The organism is Plantibacter sp. H53, from assembly GCF_001650455.1.
Lineage (GTDB): Bacteria > Actinomycetota > Actinomycetes > Actinomycetales > Microbacteriaceae > Plantibacter > Plantibacter flavus_A.
Window position 1 is genome coordinate 207,139 of record NZ_LWCT01000013.1, and the last position, 16,114, is coordinate 223,252.

Genomic DNA, 16,114 nt, shown 5'->3' on the forward strand with positions numbered 1-16,114 from the left:
GAGAAGAGAAGAACATGACTCCCACCGCAACTGCCGAGCAGGGCGCTGCAGAGGTGAAGGCCGGCGCCGTCGGCCGCATCTCCCGCGTCACCGGCCCGGTCGTCGACATCGAGTTCCCGCACGACGCGATCCCGGGCATCTACAACGCCCTGAAGACCAGCGTCGTGATCGGCGAGCAGACGATGGTCCTCACGCTCGAGGTCGCACAGCACCTCGGCGACGACCTCGTGCGCGCCATCGCCCTGAACCCGACGGACGGCCTCGTCCGCGGCCAGGAGGTCACCGACACGGGTTCGCCCATCTCGGTGCCCGTCGGCGACGTCACCAAGGGCAAGGTCTTCAACGTCATCGGCGAGGTGCTCAACGCCGAGCCCGGCGAGCAGATCGAGATCACCGAGCGCTGGCCGATCCACCGCCAGCCGCCGTCGTTCGACCAGCTCGAGTCGAAGACGCAGCTCTTCGAGACCGGCATCAAGGTCATCGACCTCCTGACGCCGTACGTCCTCGGTGGCAAGATCGGCCTCTTCGGTGGTGCCGGTGTCGGCAAGACCGTCCTCATCCAGGAGATGATCCAGCGCGTCGCGCAGGACCACGGTGGTGTGTCGGTGTTCGCCGGTGTCGGTGAGCGCACCCGTGAGGGCAACGACCTCATCCACGAGATGGAGGAGGCGGGTGTCTTCGAGAAGACGGCCCTCGTGTTCGGCCAGATGGACGAGCCGCCGGGAACGCGTCTCCGGGTCGCCCTCTCGGCGCTGACGATGGCGGAGTACTTCCGCGATGTCCAGAAGCAGGACGTGCTGCTCTTCATCGACAACATCTTCCGCTTCACCCAGGCCGGTTCTGAGGTGTCGACCCTGCTCGGTCGCATGCCGTCCGCCGTGGGTTACCAGCCGAACCTCGCCGACGAGATGGGTCTCCTCCAGGAGCGCATCACCTCGACGCGCGGCCACTCGATCACCTCGCTGCAGGCGATCTACGTCCCCGCCGATGACTACACCGATCCGGCACCGGCGACCACCTTCGCGCACCTCGACGCGACGACCGAGCTCTCCCGTGAGATCGCGTCGAAGGGTCTCTACCCGGCCGTCGACCCGCTGACCTCGACGAGCCGTATCCTCGACCCCCGCTACCTGGGTGCCGACCACTACCGCGTCGCCACCACGGTCAAGCAGATCCTCCAGAAGAACAAGGAACTGCAGGAGATCATCGCCATCCTCGGTGTCGACGAGCTCTCCGAGGAAGACAAGATCACGGTGTCGCGTGCGCGCCGGATCCAGCAGTTCCTCTCGCAGAACACCTACATGGCGAAGAAGTTCACCGGTGTCGAGGGTTCGACCGTTCCGCTCAAGGAGACGATCGAGTCGTTCGACGCCATCGCCAAGGGTGAGTTCGACCACGTGGCCGAGCAGGCCTTCTTCAACGTCGGTGCCATCTCCGACGTCGAAGAGAAGTGGGCTCAGATCCAGAAGGAGAACGGCTAGTCATGGCCTCCGCTCCTCTGACCGTGAGCGTCGTCGCGGCCGACCACGAAGTGTGGTCGGGCCCGGCACGCCAGCTGATCGCGAAGACCGTCGACGGCGAGATCGGAATCCTGCCCGGCCACGAGCCGATGCTGGCCATCCTCGCCGCCGGTGAGGTCCGTGTCACGCTCGAAGACGGCTCGAAGATCGTCGCGAACGCTGAAGACGGCTTCCTGTCGGTCGAGAACAACACCGTCACCGTCGTGGCCGGCAACGCCACGCTCGTGACCAGCTCCTGATTCGGTGCTGATCCTCCTTCCCCCTTCGGAGACGAAGCGGGACGGCGGCGACGGACGAGCCCTGGACACCGCCCTGCTGCGGTTTCCAGGGCTCTCCTCGTCCCGGAACGATTGCCTCGACGCCCTGGTGTCGCTCGCCGCCGATGAGGCTGCGACGGTGAAGGCTCTGAAGCTCGGTCCCAAGCAGCTCGGCGAGGTCCAGCGCAACCGCGTGGCGGCGACGTCCGCGACCATGCCGGCGATCGACCGGTACACGGGGGTGCTGTACGACGCGCTCGAAGCCGCCACACTCCCAGCAGACGCCCGACGCTTCGCCGCTCAGCACCTGGTCGTGCACTCGGCGTTGCTCGGCCCGGTCGGCGCGCTCGATCCCATTCCGGCCTATCGGCTCTCCCACGACTCCAGGCTCCCGGGGTTCGTGCTCAAGCGGCACTGGGCGGGGCCCGTCGCCCGCGAGTTGAACGCCGTCCCGGGTGTCCTGTTGGACCTGCGCTCGGAAGGCTACGCGGCGCTCGGGCCGTTGCCGGACCGCGCCGGTGCCGTCTACCTGCGCGTGCTCACGGTCGGCGACGATGGCCGCCGTCGCGCGCTCAACCACTTCAACAAGCAGGGCAAGGGCCGTTTCACCCGCGCGCTGTTGGAGGCCGGTGTCGACCACCCTGATGTCGACTCGTTGCTCGACTGGGCGCGATCGACCGGGTGGGTGCTCGACGTCCACGCCCGTGCCGACGACGGTCGGGTGACCGAGCTCGCCCTCGTCGTCTGACCCCTTCGGATCAGGGAGCGCTCTCCGAGCGCCAGCAGCCGACGAGGTGGTCGTCGACGAGCCCTCCGGACTGCATGAGGGCGTACATCGTCGTCGGGCCGACGAACCGGTAGCCGCGCTTCCGCAGGTGGGCGCTGAGCGCGGTGGACTCGGGGGTCACCGCAGGCACCTCGGTCCACTGGGCGAACCGGGCCGGCCGTGACGGGGGAGCGAAGCTCCAGAGGAGCTCGTCCAGGTCGTCGCCCAGCTCGAGGGCGGTGCGGGCATTGCCGATGACCGCGTTGATCTTCCCGCGGTGCCGGATGATCCGGGCGTCATCGAGCAGGCTCTCGACATCAGCTTCCGTCATGGCTGCGACGGCGTCGAGGTCGAAGCCGTGGAACCGTTCCCGGAAAGCCGGTCGCTTCCGAAGGATCGTGATCCAGGAGAGCCCCGCCTGGAACCCTTCGAGACTGATCTTCTCGAAGACCTGCCGCTGTCCGTGGAGCGGCACGCCCCACTCCTCGTCGTGATAGCGCTGGTACTCCGTGTCCGTCCCGGCCCAAGCGCAGCGGGTCAGGCCGTCGGTGCCGACGATGGTCGGGGAGACTGGACTCATCGGCGGTACGGGATCCCTTCGTGGTCGAGGAGCCAGCGTTTGGTGGCTGGTCCGTCTCCGCCAGAATAGCCCGTCACGATCCGCCCGGTTCCGAGGACGCGATGACAGGGGATGAGGAGCGCGATGGTGTTCGCCCGAACCGCCTGGCCGGCCGCCCGGCCGCCCTGCGGGGCACCGGCCGCGGCCGCGAGGGCGCCGTACCCGGTGGTGTCGCCGAACGGCACTTCGCCGAGCGCCGACCAGACCGCCTGCTGGAACGGCGTGCCGGTCGTGACGATCGGGAGGTCGAACACGGTGCGTCGTCCGCGGAAGTACTCGTCGATCTGCTCCGCGGCGTCGAGGAGGACCGCGGTGGGGCGTTCGTCCGTTCCGTCGAGCGGGAGTCGGCCGTGGCGTTCGAAGCGCACGGCTGAGACCGCGTCGTCGACCGAGCGGAGCTCGATCCGCCCCACCGGCGTCGGCATCCGGAGGAAGCCCTCGGCGGACGGTTCGGCGATGACGGAGCAGGGGAGTACGGGATCGGTGACGGTGAGGTGTGTGGTCATGCACCGAGCGTAGGAAGCCCGTGATCGGCGCGATGCGTCACACGGCCGTGACCGTGACGTCGGGGGCCGACGGGTGCCTGTGGAGGACGGTCGGGCTAGCCTGGACGCATGTCTGATCTCAGCTATCGCCCACTCGGTCGCAGCGGCCTCCTCGTCTCAGCGGTCGGCATCGGCTGCAACAATTTCGGCCGCGAGGGCACGGTCACCGAGAGCCTGGACGGCACGCGAGCCGTCGTCGACGCCGCGATCGACGCCGGAATCACCCTCTTCGACACCGCCGACATCTACGGCCGGGAGTACGGGCTGAGCGAACGACTCCTCGGGCAGGCGATCGCCGGACGGCGGGATGAGATCGTCCTCGCGACCAAGTTCGGCCATGTGGACTACGAGAGCCCGATCCCGAACTGGGGCGCCAAGGGCTCCCGTCGCTACGTGCGGCTCGCCGTCGAGGGTTCGCTCCGCCGCCTGGGCACCGACTGGATCGACCTCTACCAGCTGCACACCCCAGACCCGTTCACGCCCATCGAGGAGACGATCGCCGCCCTGGACGAACTCGTCCACGAGGGGAAGATCCGCTACGCCGGCCACTCGAACTTCGCCGGTTGGCAGCTGACCGAGGCGGACTGGGCGGCTCGCACCGCCGGCCACCCGGCCTTCATCTCGGCCCAGAACGAGTACAGCCTGCTCGTCCGGGGCGCCGAGCGCGAGCTGTTCCCGGCCATGCGCGCCGCCGGCGTCGGCTTCCTTCCGTATTTCCCGCTCTACAACGGCCTGTTCACGGGGAAGTTCTCCCGCGACGGCGGGCCGGCGGACAGCCGCATCATGCGCCAGCGCAAGCACCTGCTCGACACGGCGCCCTGGGACGCGATCGAGGCCTACCGGGCCTTCTGCGACGAACGCGGCATCTCCATGCTGGAGGCGACGTTCGGCTGGTTGCTCGCCCAGGACGGACTCTCGAGTGTCATCGCCGGCGCGACCACTCCGCAGCAGATCCGCGCGAACGCCGCAGCCGGTTCGGCGTGGTCGCCGACCGCCGAGGAAGCGGCCTGGATCTCGGACCGCTTCCCCGTCGGTTGAGCCGCCTGGTCAGTCCTTCGAGCGGCGCTGCTTCGGGTCCTGCTGCTGCGGGTCCGGGGACGGGGCCGATGTTCCCGGGGCGTCCGGGGAGGCGAGCTGCCGGAGGTCGAGCTGGGCGGTCATCGTCCCGAAGTGCTCCGTGACCTGTTCGGAGACCTGATCGGACAGCTGTTCGCTCACGTCCGCTGACACGCTCTCGGTGAGCTCTGCGGCGAACAGGCGACGTTTCGCCCGCTGCTCCCGTCGCACCTCGATGCCGAATGCCTTGAACGAGGAGACGCACATGAGGATGATCACGACGCTGAACGGCAGCGCCGTGATGATGGCCGCCGTCTGCATCGACGCGAGCCCGCCCGCGATGAGCAGCGAGATGGCCAGGAGGCTCGTCACGAGTGCCCAGGCGATCCGGACCCGGTTCCGCGGCTCCGTGCCGCCGGTGGTGAGCATGCCCATCACGAGCGATCCCGAGTCGGCCGAGGTCACGAAGAACAGGAGGATCAGCAGCAGGGCGCCGACGGTCGCGATCGATCCGCCGGGGAGGCCTGCGAGCATGTTGAACAGGGCGGTGTTGAGATCCACCGGGCCGTCGGCACCGCTGAAGTCACGACCCTCGAGCGACTGCATGATGGCGGTGCCACCGAGCACGGCGAACCAGAGGAAGGTGACGAGGGTCGGGACGAGCAGGACGCCGAGCACGAACTGCCGCACGGTGCGCCCCTTCGAGATGCGGGCGATGAAGACGCCGACGAAGGGCGCCCACGACATCCACCATCCCCAGTAGAAGGTCGTCCACGAGGACTGCCAGGCCTCGCCCGCAGCACCCTGGTACGCGGAGACGTTGAAGGTGAGTCCGACCACGTTCTGGAGGTAGGCGCCCATCGACTGCACCCATTCGCGCAGGAGGAACAGCGTCGGGCCGGCGAACAGGACGAAGAACAGGAGGAGCCCGGCGAGGATGAGGTTGGTGTTCGAGAGCCACTTCATGCCCTTGTGCACACCGGAGACGAGGGAGAAGATCGTGACCCCGGTGATCACGAGGATGAGGATGACCTGGGTGAGGATGTTCGGCTCGGCGATGCCCGTGTAGCCGAGTCCAGCAGAGATCTGCAGCACACCGAGTCCGAGTGAGGTCGCGACGCCGAAGACGGTGCCGATGACGGCGATGGTGTCGATCGCGTTGCCCCAGCCGCCCTGCACGCGCTTGCCGAGGAGCGGTTCGATCGCCCAGCGGATCGACATCGGTCGTCCCTTCCGGTGCACGGCGTAGGCCAGGGCCACGCCGACGACCGCATAGATCGACCAAGCGTGCAGGCCCCAGTGCAGGTACGTCTGACTCATCGCCTGCTGGGCGAGGGACTGCTCGGACCCCGTGACGCCGGGACGCGGCTCGAGGAAGTGTGTCAACGGTTCACCGACGCCGTAGAAGACGAGGCCGATGCCCATGCCGGCCGCGAAGAGCATGGAGAACCAGGACAGGAGTGAGAACTCCGGTTCGTCGTCGTCCTTGCCGAGCTTGATGTCGCCGAACTTCGACACGGCGAAGACGATCGCGACGATGACGAAGGCCGCGACGAGGAGGACGTAGTACCACCCGAGGCCACCGATGATGCCGGACTGGATCGCGTTGAAGACGGACTCTGCCTGCTTCGGAAGCAGGATCGAGAACAGCGCGACACCGAGGATGACGACGAGGGAGGGCCCGAGCACCCAGGGGATGACCTTCGCGGGGGCGTCACCGGCCGCCGCGTCGGAGGTGGGGATGGTCTTCGTGCTCACGTGTGCGCTCCTCGGGCCGGGCGGGCGACCTTGCGTCGCCCCGATCATCAAGGGTAGGGAGCAGCGGCGATCCGGACAACATTGCGGTGGGAGCCCTGGTGTGCAGTCCCAGTGGGCGGGTCGCTCGCGGAGCTCGGCGCGTCGTGGGGCCGTCCATGCGGCCACTGAGCGAATCCGTCCCCCACTCGGGGCACGGATTCGCGGGAATCGACACCGTACCGCGGGAATGTCGGGCACAATTGCGGATGACCATGCAGGAGGATCCGTGCCGAGAACACCCCGCGACCGACGACGTGCCCGGACGGCCGTCGCCCTCGGCGTCGTCGCCGTCCTCCTCGCCGGCGGTGCACTCGCGGTGTCGCTCGTGAGCCGTGTCCCGAACGCCGCCGCCGGCCCGTTCGACGGAGCGCAGTTGTACGTCGATCCGTCCTCGCTGGCCGCTCGCGCCGCCGCGGCCGGCCCGGCGGACGCGACCGAGGAACCGACGAGTTCCGCCACGGCCGGGACGAGCGGCGGTTCGAGCGGCGACCCGACCGATGTCGCCCAACAGCTCGCAGCGGCGGAGCGGCTCGCGGCGGAGCCGACCGCGATCTGGCTCGTGCCGGAGCGCTACCCGATGGGAACCGTCCGGGACACCGTCTCCGAGATCGTCCGGTCCGCGGAACGCTCCGGTTCCATGCCGGTCTTCACGGTCTACGGCATCCCGGAGCGGGATTGCGGCAACCAGTCCGCAGGTGGGCTGTCGAGTGACGAGTACCAGGACTGGGTCGCCGAGATCGTCGCCGCCGTCGCGGATCACCGCGTCGCCGTGATCCTCGAACCGGATGCCGTCGCGCTTGCACCGGACTGCGGTGACCGCACCGCGCGGATGCGGCAACTGGCAGCCGCGACCGAGCAGTTCGCGGACGCGACCGTCCCCGTCTACCTCGACGGTGGGCACTCCGACTGGCGTCCGCCCGCCGAGATGGCCGAGCTCCTCCGGGAGGCCGGTGTCGCCGACGCCACCGGCTTCGCCACCAACGTCTCCAACTACAACACGACCGAGGACGAGATCGCCTATGCGGAGGAGCTGAGCGGCCTCCTCGACGGCGCCCATTACGTGATCGACACCTCTCGGAACGGCAGCGGCTCGAACGGCGAGTGGTGCAATCCGTCCGGCCGGACGGTCGGGCAGCAGCCCCTCACCGCGCAGGCCGAACACCTCGACGCGAACCTCTGGGTGAAAGCCCCCGGAGAGAGCGACGGAGCGTGCAACGGTGGCCCCCTTGCTGGGGTATGGTGGCCGGAGCAGGCCGTGCAACTGGCCAAGGGATTCAGCGCGTGGTGAGTCGGGACCGGCCACATCCGGCACGTCGCTGACGGGTGGAACGGGTAGGGGCATCGTGACCGAAGAGCTGAGCGAACGTCGTACCGCGGTCGTCATCGAAGACGACGCGGACATCCGCCAACTGCTCGAGACCGTCCTGGAGCAGGCCGGCTTCGAGACGGTGTCCGCAGCGAACGGTCTCGACGGAGTGGAGGCGGTCCGGACGCACAACCCCCTCGTCACGACCCTCGACGTCAGCATGCCGGGTATCGACGGGTTCGAGGCTGCCAAGCGCATCCGCGCCATCAGTTCCACCTACATCGTCATGCTCACCGCGCGCGGCGACGAGATCGACACCCTGCAGGGCCTCGACTCCGGCGCCGACGACTACATGACCAAGCCGTTCCGTCCGCGCGAGCTCCGTGCCCGCATCGAGGCGATGCTCCGTCGGCCTCGCGCGAACGGGGATGCTCCGGCCGTCGCCGCTGTGGCACCGGCACAACCGGCTCCGACCGCGGTGGCGCCGGCTGCAGCCGCTCCGGCCGCGCCGGCCCAGGTCGCCACGCCGCCGCTGCAGCAGCAGATGTCGTCGCCCGACCCCACGATCGTGCACGAGACCGTCGCGCGTCATGTCGCGCCCGTCGGTCAGTCGGTCGTCCCGATCATCATGCAACCGGCCGCCGCGGCGCCTGACGACGGCGAGGGGTGGCTCGTCCACCGCGGTCTGAAGCTCAGCTCGGCGACCCGCATCGTCGAGGTCGACGGCACCGAAGTGGACCTCACCCGGAGCGAGTTCGACCTGTTGCAGGCACTGATGGAGTCCCGTCGTCGGGTGCGCAGCAAGGCTGATCTCGCGCTCATGCTCCGTGGCGAGAGTTACATCACGGCCTACTACGTCAGCGAAGCCGACAAGCGTGCGATCGAGGTGCATCTCGCCAACCTGCGACGGAAGCTCGCGGACAGCACGGTGGCGCCGCGGTTCATCGAGACGGTACGCGGCGTCGGCTACCGCATGACCTCCGACGACTGAGAACGCCGCGGTTCCGACCGCGACGCAGGCTCACCGGCGACGAACGACGCCGGGTGGCCGGAGCTCAGGATTCCGCCGCGTCCGCCGCGTCGAGTTCGAGCAGCCGGTCGCAGCTTCGACGGCCGACCTCGTCGAGCGCGCCGTGGATCTCGCGCGCGCGTTCGAACTGCCCCTGCTCGATCGCCCGGAGCCCGGCACTCGCGAGTCCGGACACCCCGATCACGCCGAGCATGACGCTGGAGGAGCGGATGCTCAGGAGCACGACCTTGGCCTCGTCGGCGTCGTCGGCGTCGAGAGCCGCTCGCAGACGCGCCAGACGGATGGGCCACATCTCGACGTAGGTCTGGACGAAGCGACGACGACTGCGCAGGTCGCCCGAGAGTTCTCGGAGCAACCTGCGCAGTTCGTCGGCGTCGACCGTGCCCGGGTCGGGGGAGGTCACACCCGGTAGCCGCGCTGACGACGGATGAGCTTGCCGAACATGCTGAGCGTCTGCAGCACGGTGATGACGCCGAGGACCGGCCAGCCCGCCCAGAGGATCGTGGACTGGACGACGGGGGAGAGCTGGGTCCAGGCTGCGACGATGGCGATGATGGCGGCGAGGACGAACAGGAGCGGCGCGAGGTGCGCGTTGCCCGAGCCTCGCTCGGCCTTCGCCTGCTCGGCCCAGTTGTCGACCTTCTTGTTCGACGCGAACTTCGACCAGGCTCGGATGAAGTGCCCCATGCGGATCCACATGTAGAACTCGGCCGGGAAGACGAGGACCGCGAAGAGGATGTCGCGCACGTTCCGCTTCTTCATCGACAGCGCGATACGCAGGTTGAGGAGGATCGCGATCAGCGGTGGGATGAGCCACACCGGGCTGAACACGAAGGCGTGGATCGACAGCGAGCCGGCGAGCAGCACGACGAAGAGGATGCGCGTGACCATGTTGAGGAGCATCTCCGCGTTCTCGAGCCACCGCAGTCGGAGGTTCGGGTGGAGCGGCTGTCCTTTGGTGTCGCCGCGCTGGCCGGGCCACATGAGCTCGATCGCGCCGTAGTTCCACTTGACCTGCTGGGCGTCGAGCGAGCGGACGGTGGTCATGCCACCGACGTCGGCACGGGCGCGGGCGCTGATCTTCGTGAGGTAGCCCGCGCTCTTGATCTGCAGCGACAGGAGCGAGTCCTCCACCTCGGAGTCCTTGACCCACGGGGTGGACTGGTGGTTCTGCTCCATGGCGTCGCGCAGCGCCTGGACGGAGAAGATCGAGTACTGTCCGCCGAGCACGGCCATGTTGCGGCCCCGGAGCATGTTCTGCATGTTGAACGCGGCGAACTGCGTGCGCTGGCCGGCGATGAGGAACGCCGGGACGATCTGCTTCTTGAACGGCTCGTCATCGATCGAGAAAATTGCGGAGATGCCGCCGATGCGACTGTCCGAGACGATCTCGGCTTCGAGCGACTCGATCGCGGTCGGGTCGGCGACCGTGTCACCGTCGACGCCGAGCAGGTAGTCGTAGCCCTCGACGAGCGTGAAGCCGTAGTTGAGCGCGCCCACCTTCTTGTCGGGGTTCTTCCCGATGTCGTGGATGAACACCTCGGTGAACTGCTCGTAGCCGTCCTCGTCGACGCGGGAGTGCGGGCCGGCGTAGGGCGCGGCGACGTCCACCGACCGGTCCGTCGTGTTGTTGATGACCACGTGGATCACGTCGGGCATCCGCGTCTGCTCGAGGAGGGAGGCGAGCACGGCCGGCAGCGACTCCTCCTCGTTGTAGGCGGGGATGATGCACCCGATGGTCGCGCGGTACTCGGGGAGCGAGTTGACCGAGTCGATGAACTCGTTGGCGTACGCTTCAAGTTCGGGTGCGAGAAGCGGCTGCGTCTGAATGTACCGAGGGTCAGGCTGCTGGGCGTTGGGCCGAGCGTTGTCCGGTCGCGCTTCGAGTTCTGACATCAGGGGTCCTGTTCCGAGAGGGTCGAGTGCAGCGGGTCGCGCTGCAGTTGCAACTCTGCCGCGTTCGGCGCGGCTTTCGCGCGTGAATGCGATAGCGTCGCCTCAGGATTTCCTCAAGATTCGCCCTGGCCCCAGTTCGTGGGTCATGCGGACCCGCGAGGACCACTCGATCATCCCTCCGAAACCCGTCAGGAGTCTCATGTCGATCCACCCCAGCCCGGCCCGGAACCGGCGCGTGCAGCACGTGCTCCAGGCTGCGACCGCCGCCGTGCTCGTCCTCGGTCTGAGCGCGTGCGGTACGCCGCCCTGGGAGGAACCGGGTGCGCAGCCCACGACCTCGCCGAGCGCCTCGAAGACGCCGAGGCCCACGGTCAGCGCCATCACGAACGAGCTCGCGAGCGGCAGCGCCAAGCACACGCTGACCGCCGGAGCAGCGACCCTCACGGTCGACTACTGGTCCACCCTGTCGATGGACGCGTGGACCGCCGACGTCAACAAGCCCGTGAGCTTCTCGCTCAGCGGCGTGCTCAACCCCGACGACCTCCAGGCGCTCTACCTGTCGCGTGTGACGCTGACCACGACGGTCCACGGGCCGAAGGGGCAGCTGGAGTCGCCTGCGCCGTTCACCGACCAGTCGACGGTGGCGCCGGGATATCTCATCAAGGCGCCGTACAGCTACAGCCAGACGTTCGTCCTGCCCGAGGTGGACAGCGCGGCGACCGGCGTCACCTTGACGATCACCTACGAGCTGCTGGTGCAGGCGACGCCGACGTCCGCCGAGTATGCGAAGCAGACTGCGGTGGACACCCTCACGATCGCGATCGCCCCGCGCGCCTGACCGCAGTCCCGCGGAGCCGTCAGCGGCCCGTCGGCGACGATGAGGCGAGGACCGTGCGGTTCCCGCCGGCTGCCGCGGCACGCAGGCTGGCGTCGCCGGCGGCGCGCGTGAGGACGGCGACGTCGTATCCGAGGTAGTCGGTCAACGCGATCCCGATGCTCGCCGTCGGGCGCAGGCGCGGTGTGGTCTCGACCGGGTGGTCGAGCAGACCGTCCTGGATGCTCTTGGCCGCCTGGAGCGCGACGTCGGCATCCACCGCGGGGGTCGCGATCAGGAGACACCCGGCGCCGTCCTCGCCGATGTCGGAGAGCGTCGGACCGTATCGACGGACCGAGGAGATGAACCCCTCGGCGACCTCGCTGCTGAACGCCGCTCCGAACGCCGTCGTCATCTCATCGAGGTCGTCGAGTCGGACGTGGAGGATCGCGAGCTGCTCGTCGTGGAAGTTGGCCCGCTCCAGCCAGTCCTCGACGATGCGGACGAAGGACTCCTGGAGGAGGACGTCGTCACCCGTGTACGCGACGATGCTCCCGTGCCGTCGGCTCGCCGGCGCGGCCCGCTCCGCACGCAGTACTGAGAGCACCACGGTCGCGACGATCAGGAGCGCGATCAGCAGCAGCGAGGCGGCCACGGTCCCGAAGAGCGTCGTGAACAACGCACCGTCCGGCCCCTCCACGAGGAGTGTGATCAGCCGGGCTGCGAAGAACAGGGACGCGATGCCGAGCACGATGGTGAAGCCACGGGTGGTCGGGTTGTCCCGCATCGCGCCGACGAGCGTCTCCGCGGTGCCGAGGCCCGCGAACAGGGCGATGCACAGGAACGTCGCAGGCGCGCCCGCCCAGGGGCCTCCCGAGGGCCCGGCAGCGAGCGCGGCGACGATCGTGACCGCCGTTCCGACGAGCGAGACCCAGAGCAGACTCGATTTGCCGTTGAAGAGCCGTGCGCCGGACCACAGGGCGGCGATGCTCAGCACGTAGCCACCGTTCCCGGCGGCGGTCGCCCACCAGGCCTCCTGGCTGAGCGCGCTGACGACGTAGGAGAAGCTGGTGAACATCCCGGCCATGTAGGACACGGACCACACCCGCCCGCTCGCGTCGTCCTTCCGCATGAAGGTGTTGACGATGAACGTGGCGCCGCAGACGAAGATCACGAGCGCGTTGATCACCGCGACGGTCTCGCTGTCGAAGGTCATTCGGTGCCGCCTCTCGGAATACGGACGACCGCGGTCGTGCCCTCACCGAGCACGCTGTGGACGGTGAGGTCGCCGCCGTGCAAGCGGACGATGTCCCGACTGATCGCGAGGCCGAGACCGCTGCCGTGCACCGTGGAGTTGCGGACGAGGTCGGAGCGGAAGAACCGCTCGAAGAGCTTCGGCTGATCCTCCTCGGAGATGCCGATGCCGGTGTCGCGCACGATGACCCAGGCGGTGTCGCCCTCCGCGGTGACGCCGACGCTCAGCTCCCCGCCGTCGCGGTTGTACTTGATGCCGTTCGAGAGCAGATTGTCGACGACCTGCCGGAGGCGGAACGGGTCGGCGAAGAGCGGCACGGTCTCCTCGTCGTGGCGTACGATGCTGATGCTCCGTTCGGCGGCCAGGTGCGCCAACGACTCGACCGACCGGTCGACGATCTCCCGGAGCTCGCACTCGGAGCGTTCGAGCACCATGGTCCGGTTCACGTCGCGCGAGGCGGCGAGGATGTCCGCGATGAGTTCGAGGAGTCGATCGCCGTTCGTCTGGGCGATCGTGAGCTGCTTCGCGACCCGCGGGGGGAGGCCGGGGTCGTCGAGGGCGAGGTCGAGGTAGCCGAGGATGGACGTCAGCGGCGTCCGGAGTTCGTGCGAGACGGAGGCGACCAGGTCGTCCCTGGCGCGGATCGCGTTGATCTCGCTCGTGACGTTGCGCGAGACGAGCACCGTGCCGTCGTATCCGCCTTCGTGGTCGTAGAGGCGGCGGGAGGTGAGGGCGAGGGCGATCCGCTCGGTGCCGGGGGCGCCGAGCCACACCGTGAGGTTCTCGAACTCCTCACCACGACGTGCGCGGATGTACGGCTTGTCCTGCGGCTGGAGGAGGGTCAGTCCGTCCTCGGCCCACACCGGGAGTGCAGGATTGACGTCGGACAGCTCGCCGACCTCGTCCTGCAGCCGCGTCTGGAACCGGTTCACCATCGCTCTGGCTCCGATGCGGTCGAAGCGGACGACGCCGAAGTTCACGGCGTTCAGGATCTCCGCGAGGCGGCTCTCCTGGTCTTGCGCGCGACCCAGGGCGGTCTCGAGCTGGCCGGCCTGCTTGTTCAGCAGCACGCGCTGCGCCTCCGTCCGCTTCGCCGTCATCGCGGTGGAGACGGCGACGAACGCGAGGACCGTCGGCAGGATGACGAGCGCCGGCAGGTTGGCGATCGTGATCTGCCCCGGTGTCATCGCCAGGGTGGACCAGCTCGACGTGCACACGAGCACGATGGCGGTGACGGCGCCGGCGAGGCCGAAGGCCGTCGCCATCCAGATGGTCGGGAAGACCCAGAGGAGGCCCGCACCGATCAGTGGCTCGCCCTGCCGGATGAGTGCGATGGCGATGATGTCGAGGATGGGAAGCACGATGAGCAGGCGCGGTGCCTGGTGCCAGGGCACGATCGGTGCGAGTGCCGTGGCGATGAACGCCAGGATCACGCCGACGTAGAACAGGACCGAGTTGTCGTCGACGCCTTGGAACAGGAGCGTGGCGAACAGGATCGCGACGACCGCGAGGCCGAAGAGCAGCTGTGGGAAGGCACTGTAGCCGGTCATCCGGCCGACGCGTCGGGGGACCTCGACCGCGTGCGGGCCCGTTCTCGTGGGGCCGGTGTCCGCGCGACCCGGTGCCGAGGCGGTGTCACCCGACGTCGACGGGCCGGACGGGGGAGTCCGTTCTCCGGTCGGCTTCGCGGGCATGGGTCGAGCGTACCTCTGTCGGGGGGTGGCGGAGCGTGATACGAGGGACGGCTTGCGCTGGCGCGGGAGAATCCCCCTAGCGGGTGCCCCAGTCGTAGAGCTGCTTGTGCAGGCGCAGATAGACGAAGGTCTCGGTTCCGGAGACGCCGTCGACGGTGCGGATCTCGTCGTTCAGCAGCGCGATCAGTTCCTCGTCGTCCTCGCAGACCACTTCGACCAGCAGATCGAAGGAGCCGGCGGTCAGGACGACGTAGTCGACGGCGGACAACGCGGACAGGCGGTCCGCGACCACTCGCGTGTCACCGGTCACACGGACACCGATCATCGCCTGCCGGGTGAAGCCCAGCTGCATCGGGTCGGTCACCGCGACGATCTGGATGACGCCGGACTCCGTGAGTTTCTGCACCCGTTGCCGTACGGCGGCCTCACTGAGCCCGACGGCCTTCCCGATCTCGGCGTAGGAGCGACGTCCGTCGGTCTGGAGCTGCTCGATGATCGCCTTCGACGTGTCGTCGGGCGGCGCCGCCTTCGCCGGTGCATCGGAGCTCGCTCGTGTCATGCGTCGATCATGACAGCGCAGACGGGTCGCGGCAAGCGGATCCGCAGGCCCGACCGATCCTGGCGTGCGGATCCGTCGTCGCCGATCCCCGGACGGAATCCGCCGAGCCGGGTGGGGCGGACCTGCGGTCGGCCGGTACCGTACTATCGTCGAGGGTGCATCAGCCACCGCCAGCCGTATTAGAGGAGCAGACGTGACCGAGCACGGGCAACGGACCGTCACGCTGCCCGGCGGGCGTCGAGTCTCACTCGCGTGGGCCGGCATGACCGATGTCGGCAAGCGGCGCGAATTGAACGAGGACGCCTTCGTGGCGCTCCCTCCCGTGTTCGCCGTGGCCGACGGCATGGGTGGGCACTCCGCCGGCGAGGTCGCGAGTGCGGCGGTCGCGCACCGCCTCACCAAGGCCACCGAGGGAGCCGAGATCCTCACCGTCGACGGTCTCGTCGACGCGCTGCGCATGGCCGTCGCGGACATGATCGACACCGCGGAGGAGGGCGAACTCGGCATGGGTACGACCGTCACCGGTGTCGTGTTGACGGCGGACGAGGGCGAGGGTCGCGTCGCGGTCTTCAACATCGGCGACTCCCGGGTGTACCGCCTGCAGGAAGGCGAGCTGGTCCAGGTCACCGAGGACCACTCGATCGTCCAGGAGCTGATCCGCGCAGGGGCGATCAGCCCGGAGGAGGCGGAGTTCCACCCGAACAGCAACATGATCACCCGGGCCGTCGGTCCGTCGGACGACCCCGTACCTGACGTCGAGCTCTTCCCGATCGAGACCGGTGCCCGATGGCTCGTCTGCTCGGACGGGCTTACGAAGGAACTCACCGACCACGGGATCTGGTACTTCCTGACGGAGGGGGCCACGCCGGTCGACGCGGCCGAACTCCTCCTACGTGCCGCCCTCGACAACGGCGGACGCGACAACGTCTCGGTCATCGTGCTCGATATCGCGGCGATCGACGAGGCCGTGGACGAGAGCGTCGAGCAGCCCGCCTCCTGA

Annotated in this window: 16 protein-coding genes; 8 read left to right on the top strand and 8 right to left on the bottom strand. The window is 68.5% G+C overall.

The annotated features are described in order from the left end of the window. Nucleotides 1-14 precede the first annotated feature (14 nt). Genes atpD through A4X17_RS09010 form a run of 3 tightly spaced genes read left to right on the top strand, consistent with a single transcriptional unit; the run spans nt 15 to nt 2,525 of the window. The gene (gene atpD, locus A4X17_RS09000; RefSeq protein WP_064295315.1) at nt 15-1,481 is read left to right on the top strand and encodes a F0F1 ATP synthase subunit beta; all 1,467 of its coding nucleotides are present in this window, start codon (nt 15-17) and stop codon (nt 1,479-1,481) included. A gap of 2 nt (nt 1,482-1,483) precedes the next feature. Then, a complete protein-coding gene (locus A4X17_RS09005; RefSeq protein WP_064295316.1) occupies nt 1,484-1,759 on the top strand; it encodes a F0F1 ATP synthase subunit epsilon in 276 nt (91 codons plus the stop codon). Nucleotides 1,760-1,763: 4 nt separating this feature from the next. Next, on the top strand, nt 1,764-2,525 hold the full coding sequence (locus tag A4X17_RS09010; RefSeq protein ID WP_064295317.1) for a YaaA family protein: 762 nt from the start codon (nt 1,764-1,766) through the stop codon (nt 2,523-2,525). Between the two features lie 10 nt (nt 2,526-2,535). Here A4X17_RS09010 and A4X17_RS09015 read toward each other — a convergent pair whose 3' ends face one another. Beyond that, nucleotides 2,536-3,123, bottom strand: coding sequence for a DNA-3-methyladenine glycosylase I (locus tag A4X17_RS09015; protein WP_064295318.1), 588 nt, complete (start codon nt 3,121-3,123; stop codon nt 2,536-2,538). Continuing rightward, entirely contained in the window at nt 3,120-3,668 is a 549-nt protein-coding gene (locus tag A4X17_RS09020; RefSeq protein WP_231884338.1) for a methylated-DNA--[protein]-cysteine S-methyltransferase, read from the bottom strand. Before A4X17_RS09020 ends, A4X17_RS09015 begins: the two co-directional genes overlap by 4 nt. 108 nt (nt 3,669-3,776) lie before the next feature. On the opposite strand from A4X17_RS09020, the gene A4X17_RS09025 reads away from it, so the two are divergent. Continuing rightward, a complete protein-coding gene (locus A4X17_RS09025) occupies nt 3,777-4,745 on the top strand; it encodes an aldo/keto reductase (protein ID WP_064295319.1) in 969 nt (322 codons plus the stop codon). Between the two features lie 9 nt (nt 4,746-4,754). Here the strand turns inward: A4X17_RS09025 and A4X17_RS09030 are convergent, their stop codons facing one another. Continuing rightward, nucleotides 4,755-6,569, bottom strand: a complete 1,815-nt coding sequence (locus A4X17_RS09030; protein WP_082916043.1) for a BCCT family transporter — start codon at nt 6,567-6,569, stop codon at nt 4,755-4,757. A 217-nt stretch (nt 6,570-6,786) separates the two neighbouring features. Here A4X17_RS09030 and A4X17_RS09035 point away from each other — a divergent pair, with 217 nt between their 5' ends. After that, nucleotides 6,787-7,848, top strand: coding sequence for a glycoside hydrolase family 6 protein (locus A4X17_RS09035; RefSeq protein WP_064295321.1), 1,062 nt, complete (start codon nt 6,787-6,789; stop codon nt 7,846-7,848). A gap of 55 nt (nt 7,849-7,903) precedes the next feature. Then, complete coding sequence (locus A4X17_RS09040; protein WP_369808451.1) at nt 7,904-8,857, top strand: response regulator transcription factor; 954 nt, start codon at nt 7,904-7,906, stop codon at nt 8,855-8,857. A gap of 64 nt (nt 8,858-8,921) precedes the next feature. Here A4X17_RS09040 and A4X17_RS09045 read toward each other — a convergent pair whose 3' ends face one another. Continuing rightward, nucleotides 8,922-9,299, bottom strand: coding sequence for a hypothetical protein (locus tag A4X17_RS09045; protein WP_064295322.1), 378 nt, complete (start codon nt 9,297-9,299; stop codon nt 8,922-8,924). Continuing rightward, on the bottom strand, nt 9,296-10,792 hold the full coding sequence (locus tag A4X17_RS09050; protein ID WP_064295323.1) for a glycosyltransferase family 2 protein: 1,497 nt from the start codon (nt 10,790-10,792) through the stop codon (nt 9,296-9,298). The genes A4X17_RS09045 and A4X17_RS09050 overlap by 4 nt, the downstream gene beginning before the upstream one ends. A gap of 199 nt (nt 10,793-10,991) precedes the next feature. Between A4X17_RS09050 and A4X17_RS09055 the strand changes: the two genes are divergently transcribed. Continuing rightward, nucleotides 10,992-11,630: a hypothetical protein gene (locus tag A4X17_RS09055; protein ID WP_064295375.1), complete on the top strand. Its 639-nt coding sequence runs from the start codon at nt 10,992-10,994 to the stop codon at nt 11,628-11,630. Nucleotides 11,631-11,649: 19 nt separating this feature from the next. On the opposite strand, the gene A4X17_RS09060 is transcribed toward A4X17_RS09055, so the two are convergent. The 3 genes from A4X17_RS09060 to A4X17_RS09070 all read right to left on the bottom strand — a co-directional run bounded on the left by A4X17_RS09060 (nt 11,650) and on the right by A4X17_RS09070 (nt 15,114). Then, nucleotides 11,650-12,822, bottom strand: a complete 1,173-nt coding sequence (locus A4X17_RS09060; protein ID WP_064295324.1) for a diguanylate cyclase domain-containing protein — start codon at nt 12,820-12,822, stop codon at nt 11,650-11,652. Beyond that, nucleotides 12,819-14,555, bottom strand: a complete 1,737-nt coding sequence (locus A4X17_RS09065) for a cell wall metabolism sensor histidine kinase WalK (protein ID WP_064295325.1) — start codon at nt 14,553-14,555, stop codon at nt 12,819-12,821. The genes A4X17_RS09060 and A4X17_RS09065 overlap by 4 nt, the downstream gene beginning before the upstream one ends. A 76-nt stretch (nt 14,556-14,631) precedes the next feature. After that, complete coding sequence (locus A4X17_RS09070) at nt 14,632-15,114, bottom strand: Lrp/AsnC family transcriptional regulator (RefSeq protein ID WP_064295326.1); 483 nt, start codon at nt 15,112-15,114, stop codon at nt 14,632-14,634. A gap of 193 nt (nt 15,115-15,307) precedes the next feature. On the opposite strand from A4X17_RS09070, the gene A4X17_RS09075 reads away from it, so the two are divergent. Continuing rightward, nucleotides 15,308-16,114: a PP2C family serine/threonine-protein phosphatase gene (locus A4X17_RS09075; protein ID WP_064295327.1), complete on the top strand. Its 807-nt coding sequence runs from the start codon at nt 15,308-15,310 to the stop codon at nt 16,112-16,114.